The sequence below is a fragment of the Nostoc sp. MG11 genome (assembly GCF_014904695.1).
GTDB lineage: Bacteria > Cyanobacteriota > Cyanobacteriia > Cyanobacteriales > Nostocaceae > Komarekiella.
Genome location: NZ_JACXXN010000001.1, coordinates 435,830 through 456,156 on the forward strand (window position 1 = coordinate 435,830; position 20,327 = coordinate 456,156).

A 20,327-nucleotide genomic window follows, 5' to 3' on the forward strand; every position below is an offset into this window, starting at 1 on the left:
TTTTCCCCTTCTCTCTTTAACCGAGAAGTATTAGGCGAGAAACTCCATCTGATTGCGGGTGGAGTTTTTTTTATCAGTTTATTTACTGAGGCAATTCACTAGATTGACACAATAAGCTGTACGGGTCATTCCTCGCCTTACGGACAAAGAATATTATCTTTGCTAATTATCTTGCGATCGCAGCACAAACAGGTGTGAGGAAGCTAACACCCTATTCATAAAAACAACATGAGCGCATCATTTGCAAATGCTACTAACTTTTTAGCTGGGACAAATCCCAGTACCGTTGCAGTCAAAGATATTAACGGTGACGGCAAAAAAGACTTAGTGGTAGCTAATTATGGTTCCAATAATGTCTCGGTGCTGCTGAACAATGGTAATGGCAGCTTTGGCACTGCCACTAACTTTGCAGCTGGGTTATCTAGCTATTTTGTTGCGATAGCAGACTTTAACGATGACAGCCAACTAGATTTTGTAGTCACGAACTATGATTCCAGCACTGTCTCGCTCCTACTTAACGATGGTATGGGTGGCTTTGGCACTTCTACTAGTTTCTCAGTTGGGACAAATCCCATTTCCGTTGCATTAGGAGACTTTAACGCTGATAGCCAACTGGACTTAGTTGTAGCAAACTATGGTGCAACTAATGTCTCAGTGCTACTGAATAATGGCAGTGGTGGCTTTAACGCTGCCACCAATTTCACAGTCGGAACACAGCCTAGTTCTGTTGCTGTGGGAGATTTTGACGATGACGGCAAACTGGACTTAGTTGTAGCTAACTATGATTCCAACAATGTCTCAGTGCTACTGAACAATGGCAGTGGTGGCTTTAACGCTGCCACCAATTTCACAGTCGGGACAAAGCCTAGTTCTGTTGCTGTGGGAGATTTTGACGATGACGGCAAACTGGACTTAGTTGTAGCTAACTATGATTCCAACAATGTCTCAGTGCTACTGAATGATGGTATGGGTGGCTTTAACACTGCCACCAACTTCACAGTCGGGACAAGTCCTGGGTCGGTTGCCGTAGAAGATTTTGACGGTGACAACAAACTGGACTTAGTTGTAGCTAACTATGATTCCAACAATGTCTCGGTGCTGCTGAATGATGGTATGGGTGGCTTTAACACTGCCACCAACTTCACAGTCGGGACAAGTCCTGGGTCGGTTGCCATAGAAGATTTTGACGGTGACAACAAACTGGACTTAGTTGTAGCTAACTATGATTCCAACAATGTCTCGGTGCTGCTGAATAACTTCGACCTCAACGAAAACCCCACAGACTTGGTATTGAGTGCTATCAGCGACGATGATGACGATGACGACGATGATGACGATGATGATGATAATGATGGTAGTGGTGATGGAGACGATGATGACGATAATGATCAAAAAATCATCGGTAACTTCACCACCATTGACCCAGACCTAGACGATGAGCACACTTATAGCTTGGTAGCAGGCAGTGGCGATACTGATAATGATGCATTCATCATTGAGGGGAATAGCCTCAAGATTAAATCTTCCCTAAATAAATCTACTTACAATATTCGCGTCCGCACTACTGACCTTGGTGGACTCTCCTTTGAAAAAGAGTTGGCTGTTAATATTAACGAGTTTGGGTTTTTTACAAGTACCCAGGTGACAACTATTTTCCAGCTGACCAATATTACTGAGAATGTTTTTACTGTCAAAAGTAAAGTTAAAGGTGGTAAAGCAAAGCTCTCAATCAAAATTAAAAGCAGCGTCTCTAAAGAGATTAATGAACTATGTGTCTTTGCCGTTGACGATGAACAAGGTACGATTAACGGCATAGCCCCTGGTGCAGAAGGTTATACGCTAGTGGCTCTCCAGCGTTCAAAGGTGATTTTCTCCTCTATTGCCAATCTGCCCAATGGTTTTAATCCCGCTGACCTGAAAAATATTGTAGAATTCAACTCTGATACCAAACTTAGATTCTACATGGTATCCAATAGTACAACTCAATCTGTACTGTCTGGAAAAACCTCTTTCTCAAATGTCCAGTTTTCCTCAGCTACGAACACTAACACAGAAGATGATGGATTCTCTATCAGCTTCCAGAATTTGGTTGTGAATATTCAGGCGACAGCCCAAGAGATATCTTTGGGTACAGGTCTGCAAGGAAAGTATCAAGGCGAACTCATCGATTTGCGCGAGGTTAAAACCAAGGTAAAAGCTGATTGTGTAGTCAACAGAGAAGCAGTTTTCAATAACTTTGTTGGCTTCTATCAGGTGGCTGATGAGAGTGGTGGTATTGACACTAACGATGATGGAGTAGCAGATATTTTCGTCGGACAGACTGGTTATGCTCAAGCCGCCGTGCGTGCGCGTGTTGTGGGCATTGACCTGACAGTCAATAACCAAGGTACAGCAAATTTTAGCGGCAGTTTTGAGCCTGGTTCTATCTTTGCACCTTTTATTATTGTTAACGGGAAACCTGATGCAATTGTTGATGGCAATCTCAGTAATGATCCGGCGGTTTACTTCACGTTCTTGGGAGCGAACACTGATAAGGCAGATCACATTCGCCTGTTAGGCAATAACACCTTTGGCTTTGAGGATTTACCAAGTGGCGGTGATAATGATTATAACGATGTCATTGTCCGCTTGAATTTAAGTATTGCTTAGCTAGTTGATATAAAAACTTAACAACCACAGCTTAGTAAGTTGTGGTTGTTTTATTTCTAACAATATTGGACAGACTCGACACTAATACTAGTAAATTTACTGAAGGCAGTTATTGACTTGCTCACATAAATTTAATAGTTGACCAAATAATTATTAATTCATAGTTCATAATTCATAATTAAATGGGTTCAGAGCTAACGCTGAAATCTATGATTTCAGTGGTCTACAATCAGCGAAAAGTTCTGTAGGCAGGTTTCCCAACCTAGGAAACTTTTCAAGACAGTGGTGGGTCCAGAGCTACCACTGATTGCAATTATGAATTAGTAATTATTAATTATGAATTAGGTTGACTTATCTAACGTGGCACAAAAATCACCGACTCTACTTTTAGTGTTAATTTCTACCTAATTAGGCGAGATCGAATTTAATTTATAATTCGTTTACTACTGCCAATGAGTGTTATTTGATTAGGGATGCGTAGACGTCAGCTGATCGTGAGACATTGCTCTATATTCTGAGTCACTTGTACCCTCATACCTTCTTAAAAGCTTTGTCACAAATAATTCCTAAGATTAAACTTCTTCATGTGACGATATTTCTGTAGGGATTTACTTAGGTAGATAATTATGATAGCTTTACCTAGAATATCAAAATTTAGCCAGTTTCAACGCCAATTTTTACAAACGCGCCTTCATACTGTACTTTTTGACTAAATATGCCTCTAATAAGTAAGTTAAATACAGAAAAGCAATTTGTATAAAATTATGTAACATTAACTAATTGATAACCTACACTCAATCTTAAATTGCGCTAATTTTTTTAAGACAATTCATAACGGTGAACATACTGTTAACAAGTGATATGAATGCAGGTCTGCAATTAGATAAAGTCGCTCTTTGGGCTTATACGCGTCTGCACGCGCTGGCTACCACAAAAGCTTTGCAACTGCTGGTAAAACAGCAAATACTGCTGTGGGTAAAAGAGATGTTTATTGCTCAGGTGATTGACCAACGTTCACGCTCTGCGATCGCAGAGTTAGAGTAAGGATTTAGCATCCCTAACTTGTAACTTTAGATACCTGACTCCACACTTTTAACTTGTGACTTGTTTGATATGACTTATACCAAGAATGCCTTACCTGAATTTCTCACTGCGTTGGAGGGTTTTGACCAACTACCAGAGGAGGCGATCGCCAAATTATCACAACAACTACAGGCTTGGCGCTATCGCATCGGTCAGAAAATCCTCGGTAAAGACAAACTCCCCGAACAAGTAACAATTATCTACGAGGGACAAGTGCGCCTGTTGGGTTACGACCCTCAAACGCAAATACCAGTTACCTTAAAATTACTTCAACCAGGGGCAATTCTGGGCGAAATAGGTTTGTTACGTCAGGTAGCTTGTGAGACAGCGATCGCTTCTACCGAACTAGTATGTTTAAGCTTGAGTGCTGCTGAATATTTCAATCTCCTCTCTTCATACCCAGATTTTGCCAATATTCGCAAAAATCAGAGTTATTTGGTAGAAGTCTTTGATATTCTGAGCTTGCAATTAGCACAGCAAGCTAATGCTGCTTTAAATCTTAGAGAACTAACCGAGAAAGCTTTAGAAGGAGCAAAAGTACATTACCTCCTGCCAGGAAAAACTCCATTCCATCAATTGGATAGCGACAATATTTGGTTTGTTAGTGGTAATGGTACAGTCACAAATTTCCCCGCTGGCTCTCGCTTAGAATCAAACGATGCAACAGACGTGATTGATGTGATTGGGAAAAGTCCCGCACGTTTGATTGGTATACGACCGTTAGATTTGTTATTGCTAGATACTCATCAGGTACAGCTTGAGGTAAATCATAGCCAACTAAGTGGCGCAGATGATCTAGAAATTCCCTACGCCTCAACTGAAGAAGTTCCCCAGTCAGATCCTTATGCGTCACAAGATAGACAAAAACATAAAAAATATCCGTTTGTGCGCGGTAAGGGAGAATTAAATACAGCCTTCGCCTGTTTCCAAATGCTCACGAAGCACTTGGAAATACCATTTCGTCGAGAAGTAGTTCGCCGCATCTTAACTGAGCAAATTAAACGCCAGGGTAGTATATCTTTTCAAGTTACTGCTTATTTAGCAGAGTTAATTGGACTCAAAGCACAGTTGATAGATTTACCCATCGCCTCAGTGACGCGCATTCCGACACCGGCACTGATTCGCTATGGTGATAGTTTTGCAGTCTTATATGCAGCAGATGCAAGCACTATAGTTGTGGGTGTACCATCCCAAGGAATCGTGCATTGCAAACCCTCTCAATTTATTGACCAATTAGATGTTGATGAAACCAACTTACCGCCGCAAGTCAGGGTATTGCTGCTCGCTCCCACCAAAGACACACCCCAAGAGCGTTTTGGTTTACGGTGGTTTTTGCCTTATTTGTCACGTCACCGCCGAGTCCTGATCGAAGTCTTTATTGCTTCCTTTTTCGTACAGTTAGCAGCCCTAGCAAATCCGCTTGTCGTCCAGTTAATTATTGACAAAGTAATTGCTCAAAATAGTATTAGTACTCTACATATTTTGGGAATTCTGCTATTAGTAGTAGGACTATTTGAAGCAGTACTAACTACCTTGCGGACTTACTTATTTGTCGATACCACTAACCGGATCGATATGGGTTTGGGGTCGCAAATCATTGACCACTTATTGCGTCTACCGCTGCGCTATTTTGAACGCCGACCGGTGGGTGAATTGGCTACTCGGATCAACGAATTAGAAAATATTCGCCAGTTTCTCACGGGTACTGCTTTAACAGTAGGATTGGATGCTGTATTTTCGGTAGTTTATATAGGTGTAATGCTGATTTATAGTTGGCAACTCACCTTGGTAGGTTTAGGCACAATTCCAGTGTTTATTCTAATCACTTTAATGGCCTCGCCTACGATAAGCAGACAATTACGTGCTAAAGCCGAACGCAACTCCGAAACTCAATCTTATTTAGTTGAAGTAATGTCGGGGATTCAAACGGTAAAAGCGCAAAATATTGAATTGCGATCGCGCTTTTCTTGGCAAGAGCGTTACGCGCGTTTTGTCGCAGCAGGCTTTAAAACCGTTGTCACTTCTACCCTAGCCAATTCTACCAGTAACTTTCTCAACAAACTCAGTAGCTTGATGGTTTTGTGGGTGGGAGCTTATCTGGTACTCCAAGGGGAACTAACTCTAGGCGAATTAATTGCCTTTAGGATTATCTCTGGTTATGTTACCAGTCCCATATTACGCTTAGCTCAACTTTGGCAGAGCTTCCAAGAAACTGCATTGTCTTTAGAGCGTTTGAGTGATATTGTCGATACGCCCCAAGAAGCAGAAACAGACCGTCAAAATATTCCCTTACCTGCGATCGTTGGAGCAGTGAAATATGAAAATGTTTCCTTCCGATTTGCACCAAGTGGCCCTCTACAACTGGTCAATGTCAATGTAGAATTTGCTCCCGGAAAATTTGTTGGCATCGTCGGACAAAGTGGATCTGGTAAAAGTACGATGATGAAATTACTGCTCAGGCTTTACGAAACAGAGTCGGGCAGAATTTTAATTGATGGTTACGATATTTCTAAGGTAGAACTTTATTCACTACGGCGACAAGTTGGTGTAGTTCCCCAAGACTCGCTGTTATTTGATGGCACAGTTCAGGAAAATATCGCCTTGACGAATCCTGATGCGACAACCGAGGAAATTGTTGAAGCGGCTCGGATTGCCGCTGCCCACGAATTTATTATGAACTTGCCCAACGGTTATAATACGCGGGTAGGTGAACGTGGTGCGGCACTTTCGGGTGGACAACGACAAAGAATTGCGATCGCCCGTTCAGTTTTACAACGACCAAAATTATTAGTTTTAGATGAAGCAACCAGCGCTTTAGACTATCCCACAGAGCGACAAGTTTGTCTCAATTTAGCCAAAGCATTTCAAGGTGATACAGTATTTTTTATTACCCATCGTTTGAACACCGTGAGTAATGCAGATATCATTGTCGTAATGGATGGTGGCAGGGTGATAGAACAAGGAAGCCATCAAGAATTAATGGCTTCTAAAGGTCATTATTATTACCTGTATCAGCAACAAGAAGTAAATTTGTAATTATTGGCACGGCATCAGCAGATTCTCGCCGTGCCCATATTAGTCAGTTGTCAGTTGTGAAAAACTGCTGAAAATTGACAAGTAACGTAATTACGAATGAGCAACTCAACAAGTACTAATCCTCAAATTCAATCATCCAACATCTAATAATAATTATGGCTCTCATAAACGGTAATAAACTCAACGGTAATCATAAAAACGGCAAGCATAAAAACGAAACAAAGCAAGATTCACAAATACTTAAAAATCAAGGTAAGACTGCTAAACAGCCATTAACTAACTCCGATAATCCTAACTTTGAACAATCCGTTGTTTTACGGCAATCTCCAGTTTGGTCACGTACAATCATGGTGACTTTAGTAGGGTTAGCCTGCTTTGGAATTGGTTGGGCTTCTTTTGCTAAAATCGAGCAAGTAATACCAGCGACAGGTCAATTAAAGCCTGAAGGTACGATTAAAGAAGTTCAAGCTCCTGTAAGTGGAGTAGTAAAAGAGCTTTATGTAAAAGATGGACAAGAGGTAAAACCGGGAGATTTACTGCTGACTTTCGACTCCATCGCCACCGTTGCTGAATTAAATTCCTTAAACAAAATTCGCACTGCATTAACTCAAGAAAATCAGATTTATCGCCGATTAATGGGAGCAAGTTCCGGTGTTGTATCTGAACTGCAATTTTTGCGCGGTAAACTATCACAAGAAGCGACTTTTCTCCTAAAAAGTCGGGCGTCGTTAGTTGCAGAAAATCAATTATTGCGAACTCAATTAGAAAATTTCGGTACAGGTGCAGGATTAGGAGCTGATGAACTAGAACGTATACAGGTTGCCAAAAGAGAATTAGACTCTCGCTCAGCAGCAGCGCAATTAGAAGTAGAAAAAACCAAAAAACAACTAGCTCAAAATCAAGTAAAACTAGAAGATACTAAAGCAAGTTTAGCCATTCAAGAGCGGATTTTAAATAAACTTAAAATCTTGGCAGAAGAAGGTGGGATTTCTCAGCTTCAGTATCTTAATCAACAGCAACAAGTACAAAATCTTGCAGCAGAAGTAGCACAATTATTTCAGGAAGGGCAACGCCTCAAGTTTGATATTGAAAAGGGGCGGCAAGACTTAAATAATACTGTGGCTGTTTCTGATAAAGTTATTTTAGATAAGATAGGTGACAATAAAAAAAGCATTGCTGAAATCGATAGCCAATTCATGAAAGTTGTGCTGGAAAATGAACAGCGTTTAGCAGATGTCAATAGCAAAATCTCTCAAACACAGTTAAATGTTAAATATCAAGAACTTCGCGCTCCTGTAGCCGGAACAGTTTTTGATTTGCAAGCCAAAAATCCTGGCTTTGTGGCGAATAGTACGCAAAAACTTCTCCAAATTGTGCCAAATGATAACTACATAGCTGAAGTTTTCATCACTAACAAAGATATTGGTTTTGTACGGAAAGGCATGAAAGTAGATGTGAGGATTGACTCTTTTCCTTACAGCGAATTTGGCGATATCAAAGGAGAAGTACTTGGGATAGGGTCAGATGCATTACCGCCAGATGAAACACATCAGTTTTATCGATTTCCAGCAAAAATCCAATTAGATAAACAATCCTTACAAATTCGGGATGAAAACGTCTCTTTACAGTCAGGGATGTCGATTAGTGCCAATATTAAAGTGCGCGAAGAACGAACAGTAATGAGTCTGTTCACCGAGTTGTTTACAAAACAAGTTGAGACTCTTAAAGAGGTACGTTAATCTTGGCGATTAGAAGATATTAGGGAAGAGGTAATCAGTAAAGTTGTAGTTTATATTAATAAATTATTGCCAATTCCCAATTTCTAATCCAAAGTGCAAAATGGTCTACCCTCAACGCATCGAACCCGCTTCCGGACAAGAATCAGTTTGGGATTACCCTCGTCCCCCTCGTTTGGAGGACACAAATAAACATATCCAGATTATTTTTAATGGCGTAATAATTACAGATACCCACAGCGCCAAGCGTGTTTTAGAAACTAGTCATCCACCCTCTTACTACATACCTCCTGCGGATATCAAAATGGAATATCTGCTTTTGACACCGCAATCTAGCTTTTGCGAGTGGAAAGGACGAGCGGGTTACTACACAATTAATGTAGATGATAAGACAGTTCAGAATGCTGCTTGGTTCTACCCTAATCCCACACCAGACTTTGCATCTATTAAAGACTACGTAGCTTTTTATGTTCATCTCATGGATGCTTGTTATGTCAATGGCGAACAAGTACAACCGCAACCAGGTAACTTTTACGGCGGTTGGGTAACTAGCGATATCGTCGGGCCGTTCAAAGGTGGCCCTGGCTCTTGGGGATGGTGAGCCTAATTCAGTTTTTTACAGCAAATATTTCGGTGTTGCTGAACTGAAGTATGAAATTTAAAAATTCGCTTTTTCAAACTCTTACTCTCTGCGCCTCTGTCTTGAAAAGTTTCCTGGGTCGGGCTAATCCTCCTTCTCCTGATGGAGACCGGAGGCGAACAGAACTTTTCGCTGCGTCTCTGGGTGAGATAAATTCATACCCCTAATCAGTAATGCCAATATTTCTTGCTTGTAGGGTGGACATTGTAATCATTGGTGTCAACTTAACGTGAAAGCCTAGTCTGATAAGCATTTCAAAGTTTTTCGATGTACCACTGAGACTTGAGATCCCCCCTAACCCACGCCAGTCGCTCCACTTGGGGAGACCCCATCGCATGATTGCGTCTCCCCTTGGGAGAAGACCGCGCTGGCTCCCCTTTTTAAGCTACGGTGTACACACAAGTCTTTTAGAGTTGCCCCACAGGCTTTTGATCCCCCCAACCCCCCTTCAAAAGGGGGGCAAAAACCTCTCAAAGTCCCCCTTTTTAAGGGGGATTTAGGAGGATATACAACGATTTTGGTTTTGTACAGAGATGTGTGTACACCGTAGCCTTTTTAAGGGGGGAATTAGAATCGAATGCCCCCTTTTGAAGGGGGTTGGGGGATCTGAAACTACTGGAAATTGAGTGTTTGAGCTGAAGTTGACACCAATGCATTGTAATGTCCGCCCTACTGTGGTCTATTCAGATAAAACTTGCCGTAAATGTGGGATAGCCTAATACGACCTATATGACTAAAGTCATTAATTTAGATGACTTTAGGCAATAAGAATAACAGATTTTTTAAATTAGCATTAAATCATAAGTTGAATTTGCAAGTAAAAATATATGAAATTTGTAACTACGCAGATTTTATATGAGATATCTTGCAAAATACCTATTTTGTTAATAATGGGAAAATTACAGAGATTAACAATTATTTTAAGCATAGTTAGTGTGTGTACTGCTTGTAATGCCACACAGCAGAACTCTACCCCAGACACTTCTGTAAAACCTGCTCCTGTTGCATCTGTTGTGGCGTTGGGACGGATTGAACCTGAAGGTGAAGTAATTAAAGTTTCAGTAGCTAATGCCCAAGACAGCCGCGTTAATCGAATTTTAGTTAAGGAAGGTGATTTTGTAAAAGCAAATCAGATAATTGCAATTTTGCAGGGTATTGATAGTAGTGAAGCTGCCTTAAGAGATGCTCTTGCAGAGATGCAGCTCAGAAAAGCAGAACTAACGAAAGTGCAGCAAGGAGAAGCCAAGAAAGCACAACTGAGGATGCAAGAGGCGGCGATCGCACGCTTGCAAGCACAAGTTGATACAGAAGTCCAGCAAAGAAAAGCTGTGATTTCTAGTGCAGAAGCAGCTTTATATGAAGCTCAACTAACTTTTGAGCGGCGGCAAACTTTAGCGAACCAAGGAGCAATCTCTCGTGCAGATAGAGATGTAGCACAGCGTGAGCTAGCAACTGCCCAAGCTACTCTAGTTGAGAGAAAAGCAGACTTAGAACAAACCACAAAAACCCTCTCAGCAGAAATTACCCAGGAAAAAGAAAGGCTAGCAGAACTCCTAGAGGTACGACCAGTAGACATCAAGATTGCTCAGTTGCAATTTGAGAAAGCTAGGATTGCAGTTGAGCAAAGAAAAGCAGATTTAGAAAATACTAAGGTACGAGCGCCCATAGCGGGACAAATTCTGAGAATTAACACTCGCATTGGCGAGCAAGTTAACACAGATCAAGGCATTGTAGAATTGGCTCAGACTAACCACATGTTTGCAGTTGCCGAAATTTCCGAGACTGATATTGGCAAAGTCCGTCCTGGACAACGGGCAACTATTACCAGTGAGTATGGCGGTTTTCCAAATGAAATTCGTGGCGCAGTCGAATATATTGGTTTACAAATCGGTAGGAAATCACTCCAAGACGCTGCTGCTGCCAACAGTCCAACCACTGATCAAAATGCACGTATTGTTGCAGTCAAAGTCCGGATTGATAAACAGGATAATCCCAAAGTTGCTGGACTAACAAACATGCAAGTCAGAGTGAAACTTAACTTACAGCAAATAAATCAAGTAAGTGCTAAAAATTAGCTGCTAGCTGTTAACAAAAATAGACATTTTTTTGATTTTTGTCAAACACTCTTACACAGTATTATCATTCGATTTTCCTCTAGAATATTATCCTTTTTACGTTAGTCTTGTTCTGACAAAGATTAATTTTATAGCAAGTCAGCAGACTGAAGTAATTTTTATCAAAACCATTTATTAAAGTCTCTAATGAGGAAAACAATCAGTTTAAACTGATTTGATGAAAATTTGACCGATTCTAAGTAGGTAGGCATAATTAAAAATCAAATAAAATCCTAGTTCGTAGTACGTGATTTATCGCTCAAAACAAGGATTATCAGGACTAAAGTCCCGACTACAAGCTTGAATTTATTTACGCCTAGCTACTTAGTAAAGTTTAACTCTTAGGGATGAAATGGATTTTCAGGTGATTGCTTAAAGGTAATTGTTCTTGTCAATTAAGTGTAATTCGAGAGGAAGAGTGAGGTTATGAACGAGTACATTGCATATCAGTTTACTGATTCTAACGTAATTATCAATCAGCTAGAGTTGTTCTTGTCAATTATGTTGGTAATTATGATTGTTGAAGTTTTTATCGACTTTTGTGCTAAGAAAAAGCGAGATTACAAAGAAACTTTAGCTAACTTTGGTGTTAGTGTAGGGAACCAGATCATTGGTAGTACTGCTGGAAAAATTGTTGCTGGAATTGGAGTCTTATTCTTTTCAAATATAAGTCTCTTCAAACTTGAAGTGAATTGGTGGACATGGATTCTAGCATTATTGATTGTGGATTTATCGTACTACTGGCTGCATCGAACCGAACACCGAGTACGATTGTTCTGGATGAATCACAATGTACACCATAGTTCCACTGATTTCAATCTTTCAACATCAGTTCGACAAGGATGGTTTGATGACTTTACTTTGTGGACATTATTAATCCCCGCAGTATATTTTGGCTTCAATCCTTTGCAATGCATTTTAGCTGGTCAAATTGTCGCATTGTACCAAATCTGGGTACATAACCAAAAAGTTGGTAAATTAGGATTCCTAGATGGAATATTAAATACCCCTTCTCTTCATCGAGTTCATCATGGTTCAAATCAGAAGTATATCGATAAAAACTACGGTGGAATACTGATAATTTGGGATAGGTTATTCGGAACATATGAGCCTGAAACCGAAAAAGTTGTTTACGGACTTACTGAAAATGTCAATACCCATAATCCACTCAAGATTAACTTTATTGAACACTTGAGAACTTTATCCATATTCAGAAAATCTCAAGGTTTTATGGAAAAGTCTCAGAGTATATTTGGGCCTCCAGAGTGGAAGCCTAAAGTACTTATGGACAAGCGTGATTAACTGTTATTTTTTTCAAACATCTAATTGATTTGTAGGGTTATCAACTATTAACTGCTTGTAGCTGTATCTAGCATTCAAGAACAGCTACAAATTTTTCAAATTGTCTCTATGAAGCAATTACATGTTTGCTAGTAATACATTTACAAAAGCATTTATGTACGATTATTGTTTACATTCTGTTGAAAATTTTTGGATATGTCACCTTTTACTTCTTACCTCATGAAAGTTTCTGGATTTAAATCATTTCTTGATAAATTTGTAGATCAGCGTCCCCTTGCCATAGCACAACTATCTCATCAAAAAGTTCGCCTGACTGTAGCAATGGGTGGAATTGCTTTTGCTAACGTACTAATCTTTATGCAATTAGGTTTCTTGTCACTTTTCAGTGGTGGGGCAACCGCTTTACCCAAAAGTATGAAAGGGGATTTATTCTTACTAAATTCAACTACAGAATTTATAGGTTCTAATGGTTTTGATCTCATTCGTTTATATCAAGCAGCAGGAATAAAAGGCGTTACTAACACTACTCCGGTTTATACAAGTACGGGGACGCCTTGGGCATATTCTCAGCAAAAAAAATCTTTTGAAGCCCGCGTTTATGCCTTTAACCCTTCGCAACAAGTATTTTCTATTCCAGAGGTTATTAAACAACAATCTCTTCTTAATATCCCTAATAGTGTTTTATTTGATCGTATGGCTAAACCTGACTTTGGTCCGATTCCCCGACTCTTTACCAATAAAGGCAATGTGACTGCTGTACTTAACAATCGCCGGATTTCTGTTATAGGGCTATTTAATTTGGGAAATTCTTTTTTCTTAGGTTCAGGTAATCTGATAATGAGTGAAGCCACATATACAAATTTGTTTGGACAAAGTGCTCTAAATCAAGTCAGTATTGGAGTAGTAAATTTAGAAAATAACGCTGATATAAAAGCAGTTAAAAAAGCAATTGAAGCAAATGTTCCTGGCATCAAAGCATATACCCATGAAGAACTGATTAGAAAAGAATTAAAGTTTCAAGAAACCACTGCCGTTGGCCCAATTTTCAGTTTTGGTGCGATTATGGGGTTTATTGTAGGGGTTGTAATTGTCTATCAAGTTCTCTACGCTGATGTTAACGATCACTTGGCAGAGTATGCAACACTCAAAGCAATAGGTTATTCTGATATCGCACTCCTAGGAGTAATTTTTTCTGAAGCAATTATTCTTGCCGTATTAGGATTTCTTCCTGGATTTGCTGTCTCTTTTTGGATGTACGGCTTTCTTGGTAATCTGACGCGCTTAGAATTGATCATGAATGCTGAAATAGTAGCGACTGTTTTCATTCTCACCATTGTTATGTGTGTTATGTCTGCGGCGATCGCTTCAGGAAAACTTCGTTCTGCTGACCCAGCTGATGTTTTTTGAATTTGCGTATTCATACTCTGTTTTACTAGTTTAGAGCTACCCAAAAATATGACAAGTCACAAACGAATTGTTTTAACAGCTTTCGGCACTCTTGGTGATTTATATCCAGCAATGATAATTGCACTCGAACTACAAAATCGTGGACATCACGTTGTTATTGCTACTACCGAAGGTTATCGTTCTAAAGTAGAAGAAATTGGCGTTAGCTTTCATGCCTTGCGTCCTAAAATACCCCCTAGCATGGGTGCGGAATGGACAAGCCTGCTTTTAGATCCTTTTATTCATGATCAGAGCTTAATGGACTTATTCTGTTCAACCCAAAGACAAACATATGACGATTTGATTAAAGCAGTCCAGGGAGCCGATTTGTTGGTATCTATCAACTGCACAGTTGTTGTTGCACCACTCGTTGCTCAAAAGACCAGGATGCGCTGGATATCTTGTGTTGCAGATCCGTTTTACGTTGCCGAAGATTACTTGGGAATAACGCCATTCGCCTGGGTGAATCGTGCTTTTATTGAGTTGATGACATTTTTTGTGTCTTTTATAGCGTCCGTGCTGTTAATACACAAACATATTTCTCAGTTACGGGCAGAGTTAGGACTACCACGAGTCAAACGAAATACATTTTTCTCAGACCTATTTTCGCCAGAACTAGTACTAGCATTATATTCACCCGTGATAGCAAAGCGGCGCTCCGATTACCCTGTCAATACCCAAATCACGGGTTTCACTTTTGACAGCCAACTTCCTAATCAAGAACTCTCTCCAACACTGGCAGAATTCCTAGATTCTGGTTCTCCACCCATTGTTTTTACGCTAGGTTCTTCAGCAGTTTACGCTGCGGATGCAGAAAATTTTTATACTCAGAGTGTGATAGCTGCTCAAAAGTTAGGCTATCGCGCCGTTTTGCTAGTTGGTAATAACACGCAAAATTTACCATCAAAGCCACTACCAAAGGGTATAGTTGCGGTCAATTATGCACCACATTCGGAAATTTTTCCTCGTGCTGCGCTAATCGTCCATCAAAGCGGGATGGGTACGACAGCACAGGCATTATTGGCTGGAATTCCGATGTTATTAGTACCATACGAGTATGAGCAACCCGATACTGCGGCACGCCTGGTTCGCTTGGGTGTGGGGCGTATGCTCAAGCCAAAACAGTATCACGCGGATCGTGTAACAATTGAGCTAAACAAATTGCTGACTCAACCTCAATACAAAGTGAAAGCATTAGAAGTGCGAAATCGCATTCAGTCGGAGAAAGGAGTACAAACTACCTGTGATGCGATTGAAAAACACCTCAGTCTAAATTGCTCAACAGTTGAAAGGACGACAAGGTAGTTAAAATCCTTGCCGTATAAGTGTCATAGCTTTTAAACCTCTTTGAGAAAATATCCCCTGATTGCTAACGGAACCAATAAGTTCCTCAACCTATACTTGGCAATCATCAAAAGCAACTATCCAATGTCCATGTATTTCTTGAAAGTTACCTAAACTATTGCACTTTTTAGTTTTGTGATCTTGATTTATTCATCATCAAAATTGGAAAGCTGAATAATTTCTGAGTCTTGAACAATGAATGCAACTTTATTAAAACCTAATCCTGTCATTTCTACTCGTAATCTCAATCATAGTTTTGGCAATGGAGCTTTGCAGAAACCCGTACTTATGGATATTAATTTTGATGTTAATCCAGGAGAAATTGTAATTTTGACTGGTCATTCTGGTAGTGGTAAAACAACGTTGCTTACCTTGATCGGTGGATTACGCTCAATGCAAGAAGGTAGTTTACAGGTTTTGGGTCAGGAGTTGAAGGCTGCTAGTAAAAAGAAACTTATACAAGTTCGGAGTCAAATTGGCTTTATTTTCCAGGCGCATAATTTGCTCAAGTGTCTAACTGTTTGGGAAAATGTTTCTATGTCATTAAAGCTACACGAAAATCTTTCTGGGAGTCAACGTAAAGAATACTCTGTGGCAATGTTAGAAGCAGTGGGTTTAGGAGAGCGAGTGAATTACTATCCAGAAAACATTTCTGGTGGACAGAAGCAAAGAGTTGCGATCGCTCGTGCGTTAGTGAGTCAGCCAAAGTTGGTTTTAGCTGATGAACCAACGGCTGCTCTTGATAGTAAATCTGGTCGAGATGTGGCAGATATTATGCAGCGACTATCAAAGGAACAGAAGTGCGCTATTCTACTTGTTACTCACGATAATCGGATTTTAGATATTGCGGATCGGATTATCCACATGGAAGATGGTCGCATTAAGCAATTGGAAATCTGACTTATTTTATGGCTATCTATAAATTAAGGAAATGAATTTATAACTCATCAGCTTATATGGGAAAGACTCAGCTTTTTAAACTTTGATATTTACAAAGTTTTACAGGAATTTTGCCATTATTATAGATTTCCTTTTCTCTCAAGCAAAAAGTAATTTTTAAGTAAAATGGTTTACCTAATTTTCCCAAGTAAATAATATGAATCTCATCTGGTTTTTAGTTCGTACTTCCTGGCGTTTAATAATAATTTCTCTGATTTTAGGTACTATTAGTGGTGCTTGTAGTGTTTTACTTATTGCCCTGATTAACGACACTATTAATGCTAATCATCCAATTGACAATCAACTTCTTTGGAATTTTATTCAGTTGATAATTGTGATGATGATTACAGGGACACTTTCTCAATATTTTCTGGTTCGCCTATCTCAATCAGCTGTTGTGAGACTTAGGCAACGTCTAGTAGATTGGATATTGGCTTGTCCCTTACGTTATCTAGAAGAACTGGGAGCTAGTAGGTTGCTAGCAACTTTGACAGATGATGTAGACAAAATTTCTGATTCTGCGATCGTTTTGCCATTTTTATTTATTGATTTTGCGCTAATTATTGGTTGTTTAGCATACCTAAGCATTCTTTCATGGCAAATCTTTCTTAGTATATTCATCTTTCTGTTGCTAGCAGTCGCAGTAATTCAGGTTTTTCTCACAAGGTCTGAAAAATTGATGGAACTTGCCCGCGAACAGCAAGATTACATGTTCAGACATTTTCAAACAATCATAGATGGTATTAAAGAACTCAAACTAAACAGCTATCGTCGTCAAGCCTTTGTGACACAAGAATTTCAAATCACAGCAGAGTCTCGACGGCGTTACAACGTCATTAGTATTACCCTTCTAGGATTTACCTCTTATCTTGGCCAACTGTTCTTTTTTAGTATCATGGGTATGTTGCTTTTTGTTATTCCAAAGCTTACAGGAATTAACACAACAGTACTGTCTGGATATGCTCTGGTAATAACTTTTTTAAACGATCCAATTTCAAACATTTTACAGATGTTTCCGCAGATAATCCAGGGAAGTGTTGCAATCAATAAAATTAAAAATTTAGGATTATCTCTAGCCAGTCGTTCTGAAGTTATTTTAAACGAATCCATTAATTTAACACCAGCTTTTCACAGTCTGGAACTAGTTGACGTAAAGTATTCATATCTTCGAGAGGGTGAAGCCAAAAATTTTTTATTAGGGCCGATTAATCTAACATTCCGTCCAGGAAGTGTGATTTTTATTATTGGTGGCAATGGTAGTGGTAAATCCTCACTTGCCAAGTTAATTACAGGTTTATATGTTCCAGAGTCAGGTGAAATTCTTCTAAATAGTAAACCAATAACAGACAATAACCGAGAGCAATACCGTCAGTTATTTTCTACTGTCTTTTCTGATTTTTATTTATTTGAAAGGTTTTTTGGTATTAGTTCTGATAATCTGAATGCTGAAGCTTTTGAGTATTTACAAAAGCTTCAATTAGAACATAAAGTTGAGATTAAGGAAGGTTCATTATCAACTATAAATCTTTCTCACGGGCAACGTAAGAGACTGGCACTTCTAACAGCATACTTAGAAGATCGCCCAATTTATTTATTTGATGAGTGGGCTGCCGATCAAGACCCCTACTTTCGAGAGATATTTTACAAACAGCTTTTACCAGAACTCAAGCATCAAGGCAAAACTATACTGGCAATTACTCATGATGATCGCTATTTTTATTTAGCAGATAAACTAATTAAGCTAGATTATGGCAAGGTAGTTGAGAGGTAGCAATTAATTATACTAATAAAAATTTACTAATTTAATACCGATGAATGAAATTAAGAACACTTTTCCTTCTATTCGCCGTACTATCCTATATGCTGAATGGACACTTTTACTTGTTACTACTTTTATTTGTTTAACAAGCAGCGCTATCTATTACTTACCAAATACACCTAAAATAGTAATTTTACCCTTTATATTTGCTTTTGCTTTATTAAGCCTAATATTTCCAATAAAGCACAATATTAATCAGAGAAGGGCATATATTTTTTTAGAAATTTTACTATTGCTATCCATCAGGTTAATTGGTTTTAATCTAGATACAATCTTAATCCATATCATTATTGCCAAAAGTTGCTTTTTATTGGGACGCAAAGATGTAATTATCACCGTAATAGCTACAGGATTAGCTTGGAGTCTCATATCGTTTTCGACTTTTCCTAGAGCAATCGAGTGGTTGAGTTCTGTTAGTCCTCCAACTGCGGAGGACACTAAGCAAATTATTATAGACTCTCTAATTCAAGATGTTGGTTACTATTTAGCAGCTAGTGTGTTTGTAATTCTAATGAGCTTTGTTGTACTCGCAGAACAAAAAAGCCGTCAGCAAGCAGTTGCTCTTGCTCAAGAAGTAGAAGTCTTAGCAGCAACTTTGGAGCGCACCCGCATTGCTAGGGAAATCCATGATTCTCTGGGACACACGCTTACTACTCTCGATGTGCAATTAGAATTAGTACAGAGATTACGCCAGCGCAAACCCGAACAAGCTATACAGGCTCTAGATACTGCCAAAATTCTCGCAAAACAATGCTTACAAGATGTACGCATTGCAGTACAAACAATGCGCTCAAAAGATTTTAATCTTAATCAAGCTTTGAGTACTTTAGTAGAACAGGTAAAACAAAATCAAAGCTTTACAATTCGTGTGGATGTAAATCTGCCAAAATTGCCTCTTCAAACTAGCCATCAACTCTATTGCATTGTACAGGAAGGACTTACTAATGTTCAAAAACACGCTCATGCTTCTTGTGTAATGCTACGGGGTTACTCTACTGTTTCTGCTATTATCTTGGAATTAACTGATGATGGTAGAGGCTTTGATAGTGAGCTTCCTCGTTCTGGATTTGGACTGCGGGGAATACAAGAACGGGTGCAATTACTAGGTGGTGATCTGAAAATTAACACTGAGCCAAGTAAAGGTACTTGTATTCAGGTGATGGTTCCATTACACGAGAATTAGCGTTGCATAACTTGAAGCAGAGAAAAATATGAAATTTAAAATTTTGTTAATAAATCGATGATATTGTTTGATAAACTAATAATTTATTTGATTAAGAGTTTATACAAGTATTTAGTACTACAGTTGTAGATAAAGAAATTAATTACACAGATATGCATTCTTTCTGTAACAATTAAAAAATTCCCAAAAAGCTCTTAAGCTAGTAGCTTTTTTAAAATTTACAACTGTAGTAATTAATGTAATACAGTAGGGCAAAGTGTATTTTAAAGTCAGTTGTTCTTTATTAGAGTCTCAAAGTTAGAGTCACTTTGTTCTTTCAACCATGCTTGAAACATAATTTCCAAAATTGGCTCTTTAATTTCATTAAATTCACTGGGAAACCACTTTTCAATTTTCAATATGTGGTAGCCCAGTTTTGTCTGAATTGGGCCGATCACTTCTCCTTCCTTGCCATTGACAATAGCTTGTGCCAGTTCTGATAACAGTTCTGCCAGGAAACGAACACCAACGAAGCCACCACTTTCTTTTGACTGCTTACCCTGAGAATGCTCTAGTGCTAAGCTACAAAAAAAAGCCTTATCCTCTTTGATCTGTTGGATTATTTTCAAAGCAGTTGTGAGATCGCGCACTAAAATTTGAGAAAGAGCAACACGTTTACAGTTATCGCGATTATGCAAATAAAAAAAATCGGCGTTGTCTGCAAAAAGATGCTCTTTGAGCTTTTTCGTTAGCAGTGCTACTTGAATACCTTGAGACCAATCTTGTACAGCAATTCGCTGCTGGTCAAACCAGCTAAAGGTTTCAGCAGCATCTAGCAATTTGTATTCTTGGCGAAAGGTATCTCCTGCCGCTTGCAACTCGTCTTCAGAAACAGTAATACCAAACTGTTCACAAACGCTCAAAACAATAGCATCTCGCTCAGCTAAATCAGCAAATTCTGCAAATTTGCATGAATAGCGCAAATACTGGATAACTTTTTCATCTGTTGCTGGTAATACTTTAGGTAGTGATATTGTTGCAGAATTGTCTTTCATGT

Annotated in this window: 14 protein-coding genes; 12 read left to right on the plus strand and 2 right to left on the minus strand. The window is 39.1% G+C overall.

All coding sequences use genetic code 11. The features are described 5' to 3' along the window. The first annotated feature begins 228 nt into the window (after positions 1-228). The 5 genes from HCR01_RS01885 (at position 229) to HCR01_RS01905 (ending at position 9,105) form a co-directional block, all read left to right on the plus strand. Positions 229-2,649: an FG-GAP-like repeat-containing protein gene (locus HCR01_RS01885; protein WP_193193949.1), complete on the plus strand. Its 2,421-nt coding sequence runs from the start codon at positions 229-231 to the stop codon at positions 2,647-2,649. Positions 2,650-3,486: 837 nt separating this feature from the next. Continuing rightward, a complete protein-coding gene (locus HCR01_RS01890; protein ID WP_193193952.1) occupies positions 3,487-3,693 on the plus strand; it encodes a hypothetical protein in 207 nt (68 codons plus the stop codon). Positions 3,694-3,762: 69 nt separating this feature from the next. After that, complete coding sequence (locus HCR01_RS01895) at positions 3,763-6,768, plus strand: peptidase domain-containing ABC transporter (RefSeq protein WP_193193954.1); 3,006 nt, start codon at positions 3,763-3,765, stop codon at positions 6,766-6,768. A gap of 155 nt (positions 6,769-6,923) precedes the next feature. After that, positions 6,924-8,507, plus strand: coding sequence for an HlyD family efflux transporter periplasmic adaptor subunit (locus tag HCR01_RS01900; protein ID WP_193193956.1), 1,584 nt, complete (start codon positions 6,924-6,926; stop codon positions 8,505-8,507). A 100-nt stretch (positions 8,508-8,607) separates the two neighbouring features. Next, positions 8,608-9,105, plus strand: coding sequence for a DUF427 domain-containing protein (locus tag HCR01_RS01905; RefSeq protein ID WP_193193958.1), 498 nt, complete (start codon positions 8,608-8,610; stop codon positions 9,103-9,105). A gap of 202 nt (positions 9,106-9,307) precedes the next feature. On the opposite strand, the gene HCR01_RS01910 is transcribed toward HCR01_RS01905, so the two are convergent. After that, positions 9,308-9,481 (minus strand): hypothetical protein, encoded by a 174-nt coding sequence (locus HCR01_RS01910; RefSeq protein ID WP_193193960.1) that lies wholly within the window; start codon positions 9,479-9,481, stop codon positions 9,308-9,310. Positions 9,482-10,034: 553 nt separating this feature from the next. On the opposite strand from HCR01_RS01910, the gene HCR01_RS01915 reads away from it, so the two are divergent. From HCR01_RS01915 to HCR01_RS01945, 7 genes are all read left to right on the plus strand, one after another. Next, complete coding sequence (locus HCR01_RS01915) at positions 10,035-11,219, plus strand: HlyD family efflux transporter periplasmic adaptor subunit (protein ID WP_193193962.1); 1,185 nt, start codon at positions 10,035-10,037, stop codon at positions 11,217-11,219. A gap of 465 nt (positions 11,220-11,684) precedes the next feature. Next, entirely contained in the window at positions 11,685-12,560 is an 876-nt protein-coding gene (locus HCR01_RS01920; RefSeq protein WP_193193964.1) for a sterol desaturase family protein, read from the plus strand. 219 nt (positions 12,561-12,779) lie between these two features. After that, positions 12,780-13,967 (plus strand): ABC transporter permease DevC, encoded by a 1,188-nt coding sequence (gene devC / locus HCR01_RS01925; protein ID WP_193193966.1) that lies wholly within the window; start codon positions 12,780-12,782, stop codon positions 13,965-13,967. Positions 13,968-14,015: 48 nt separating this feature from the next. After that, on the plus strand, positions 14,016-15,311 hold the full coding sequence (locus tag HCR01_RS01930) for a glycosyltransferase (protein ID WP_193193969.1): 1,296 nt from the start codon (positions 14,016-14,018) through the stop codon (positions 15,309-15,311). 234 nt (positions 15,312-15,545) lie between these two features. Next, entirely contained in the window at positions 15,546-16,250 is a 705-nt protein-coding gene (locus tag HCR01_RS01935) for a DevA family ABC transporter ATP-binding protein (protein WP_193193971.1), read from the plus strand. Between the two features lie 196 nt (positions 16,251-16,446). Next, on the plus strand, positions 16,447-18,060 hold the full coding sequence (locus HCR01_RS01940) for a cyclic peptide export ABC transporter (RefSeq protein WP_193193973.1): 1,614 nt from the start codon (positions 16,447-16,449) through the stop codon (positions 18,058-18,060). Between the two features lie 280 nt (positions 18,061-18,340). Beyond that, complete coding sequence (locus HCR01_RS01945; protein WP_226889031.1) at positions 18,341-19,291, plus strand: sensor histidine kinase; 951 nt, start codon at positions 18,341-18,343, stop codon at positions 19,289-19,291. 269 nt (positions 19,292-19,560) lie between these two features. Here the strand turns inward: HCR01_RS01945 and HCR01_RS01950 are convergent, their stop codons facing one another. Then, entirely contained in the window at positions 19,561-20,325 is a 765-nt protein-coding gene (locus HCR01_RS01950) for a peptidylprolyl isomerase (RefSeq protein WP_193193977.1), read from the minus strand. Positions 20,326-20,327: the final 2 nt, after the last annotated feature.

Excerpts from the sequence above, each read along its gene's own strand:
- HCR01_RS01935 (WP_193193971.1), top strand. The coding sequence starts at position 15,546 with ATGAATGCAACTTTATTAAAACCTAATCCTGTCATTTCTACTCGTAAT.
- HCR01_RS01950 (WP_193193977.1), bottom strand. The coding sequence starts at position 20,325 with ATGAAAGACAATTCTGCAACAATATCACTACCTAAAGTATTACCAGCA.
- HCR01_RS01920 (WP_193193964.1), top strand. The coding sequence starts at position 11,685 with ATGAACGAGTACATTGCATATCAGTTTACTGATTCTAACGTAATTATC.
- HCR01_RS01885 (WP_193193949.1), top strand. The coding sequence starts at position 229 with ATGAGCGCATCATTTGCAAATGCTACTAACTTTTTAGCTGGGACAAAT.
- HCR01_RS01930 (WP_193193969.1), top strand. The coding sequence starts at position 14,016 with ATGACAAGTCACAAACGAATTGTTTTAACAGCTTTCGGCACTCTTGGT.
- HCR01_RS01940 (WP_193193973.1), top strand. The coding sequence starts at position 16,447 with ATGAATCTCATCTGGTTTTTAGTTCGTACTTCCTGGCGTTTAATAATA.
- HCR01_RS01915 (WP_193193962.1), top strand. The coding sequence starts at position 10,035 with ATGGGAAAATTACAGAGATTAACAATTATTTTAAGCATAGTTAGTGTG.
- HCR01_RS01895 (WP_193193954.1), top strand. The coding sequence starts at position 3,763 with ATGACTTATACCAAGAATGCCTTACCTGAATTTCTCACTGCGTTGGAG.
- HCR01_RS01905 (WP_193193958.1), top strand. The coding sequence starts at position 8,608 with ATGGTCTACCCTCAACGCATCGAACCCGCTTCCGGACAAGAATCAGTT.
- HCR01_RS01900 (WP_193193956.1), top strand. The coding sequence starts at position 6,924 with ATGGCTCTCATAAACGGTAATAAACTCAACGGTAATCATAAAAACGGC.
- devC (WP_193193966.1), top strand. The coding sequence starts at position 12,780 with ATGAAAGTTTCTGGATTTAAATCATTTCTTGATAAATTTGTAGATCAG.
- HCR01_RS01910 (WP_193193960.1), bottom strand. The coding sequence starts at position 9,481 with ATGCGATGGGGTCTCCCCAAGTGGAGCGACTGGCGTGGGTTAGGGGGG.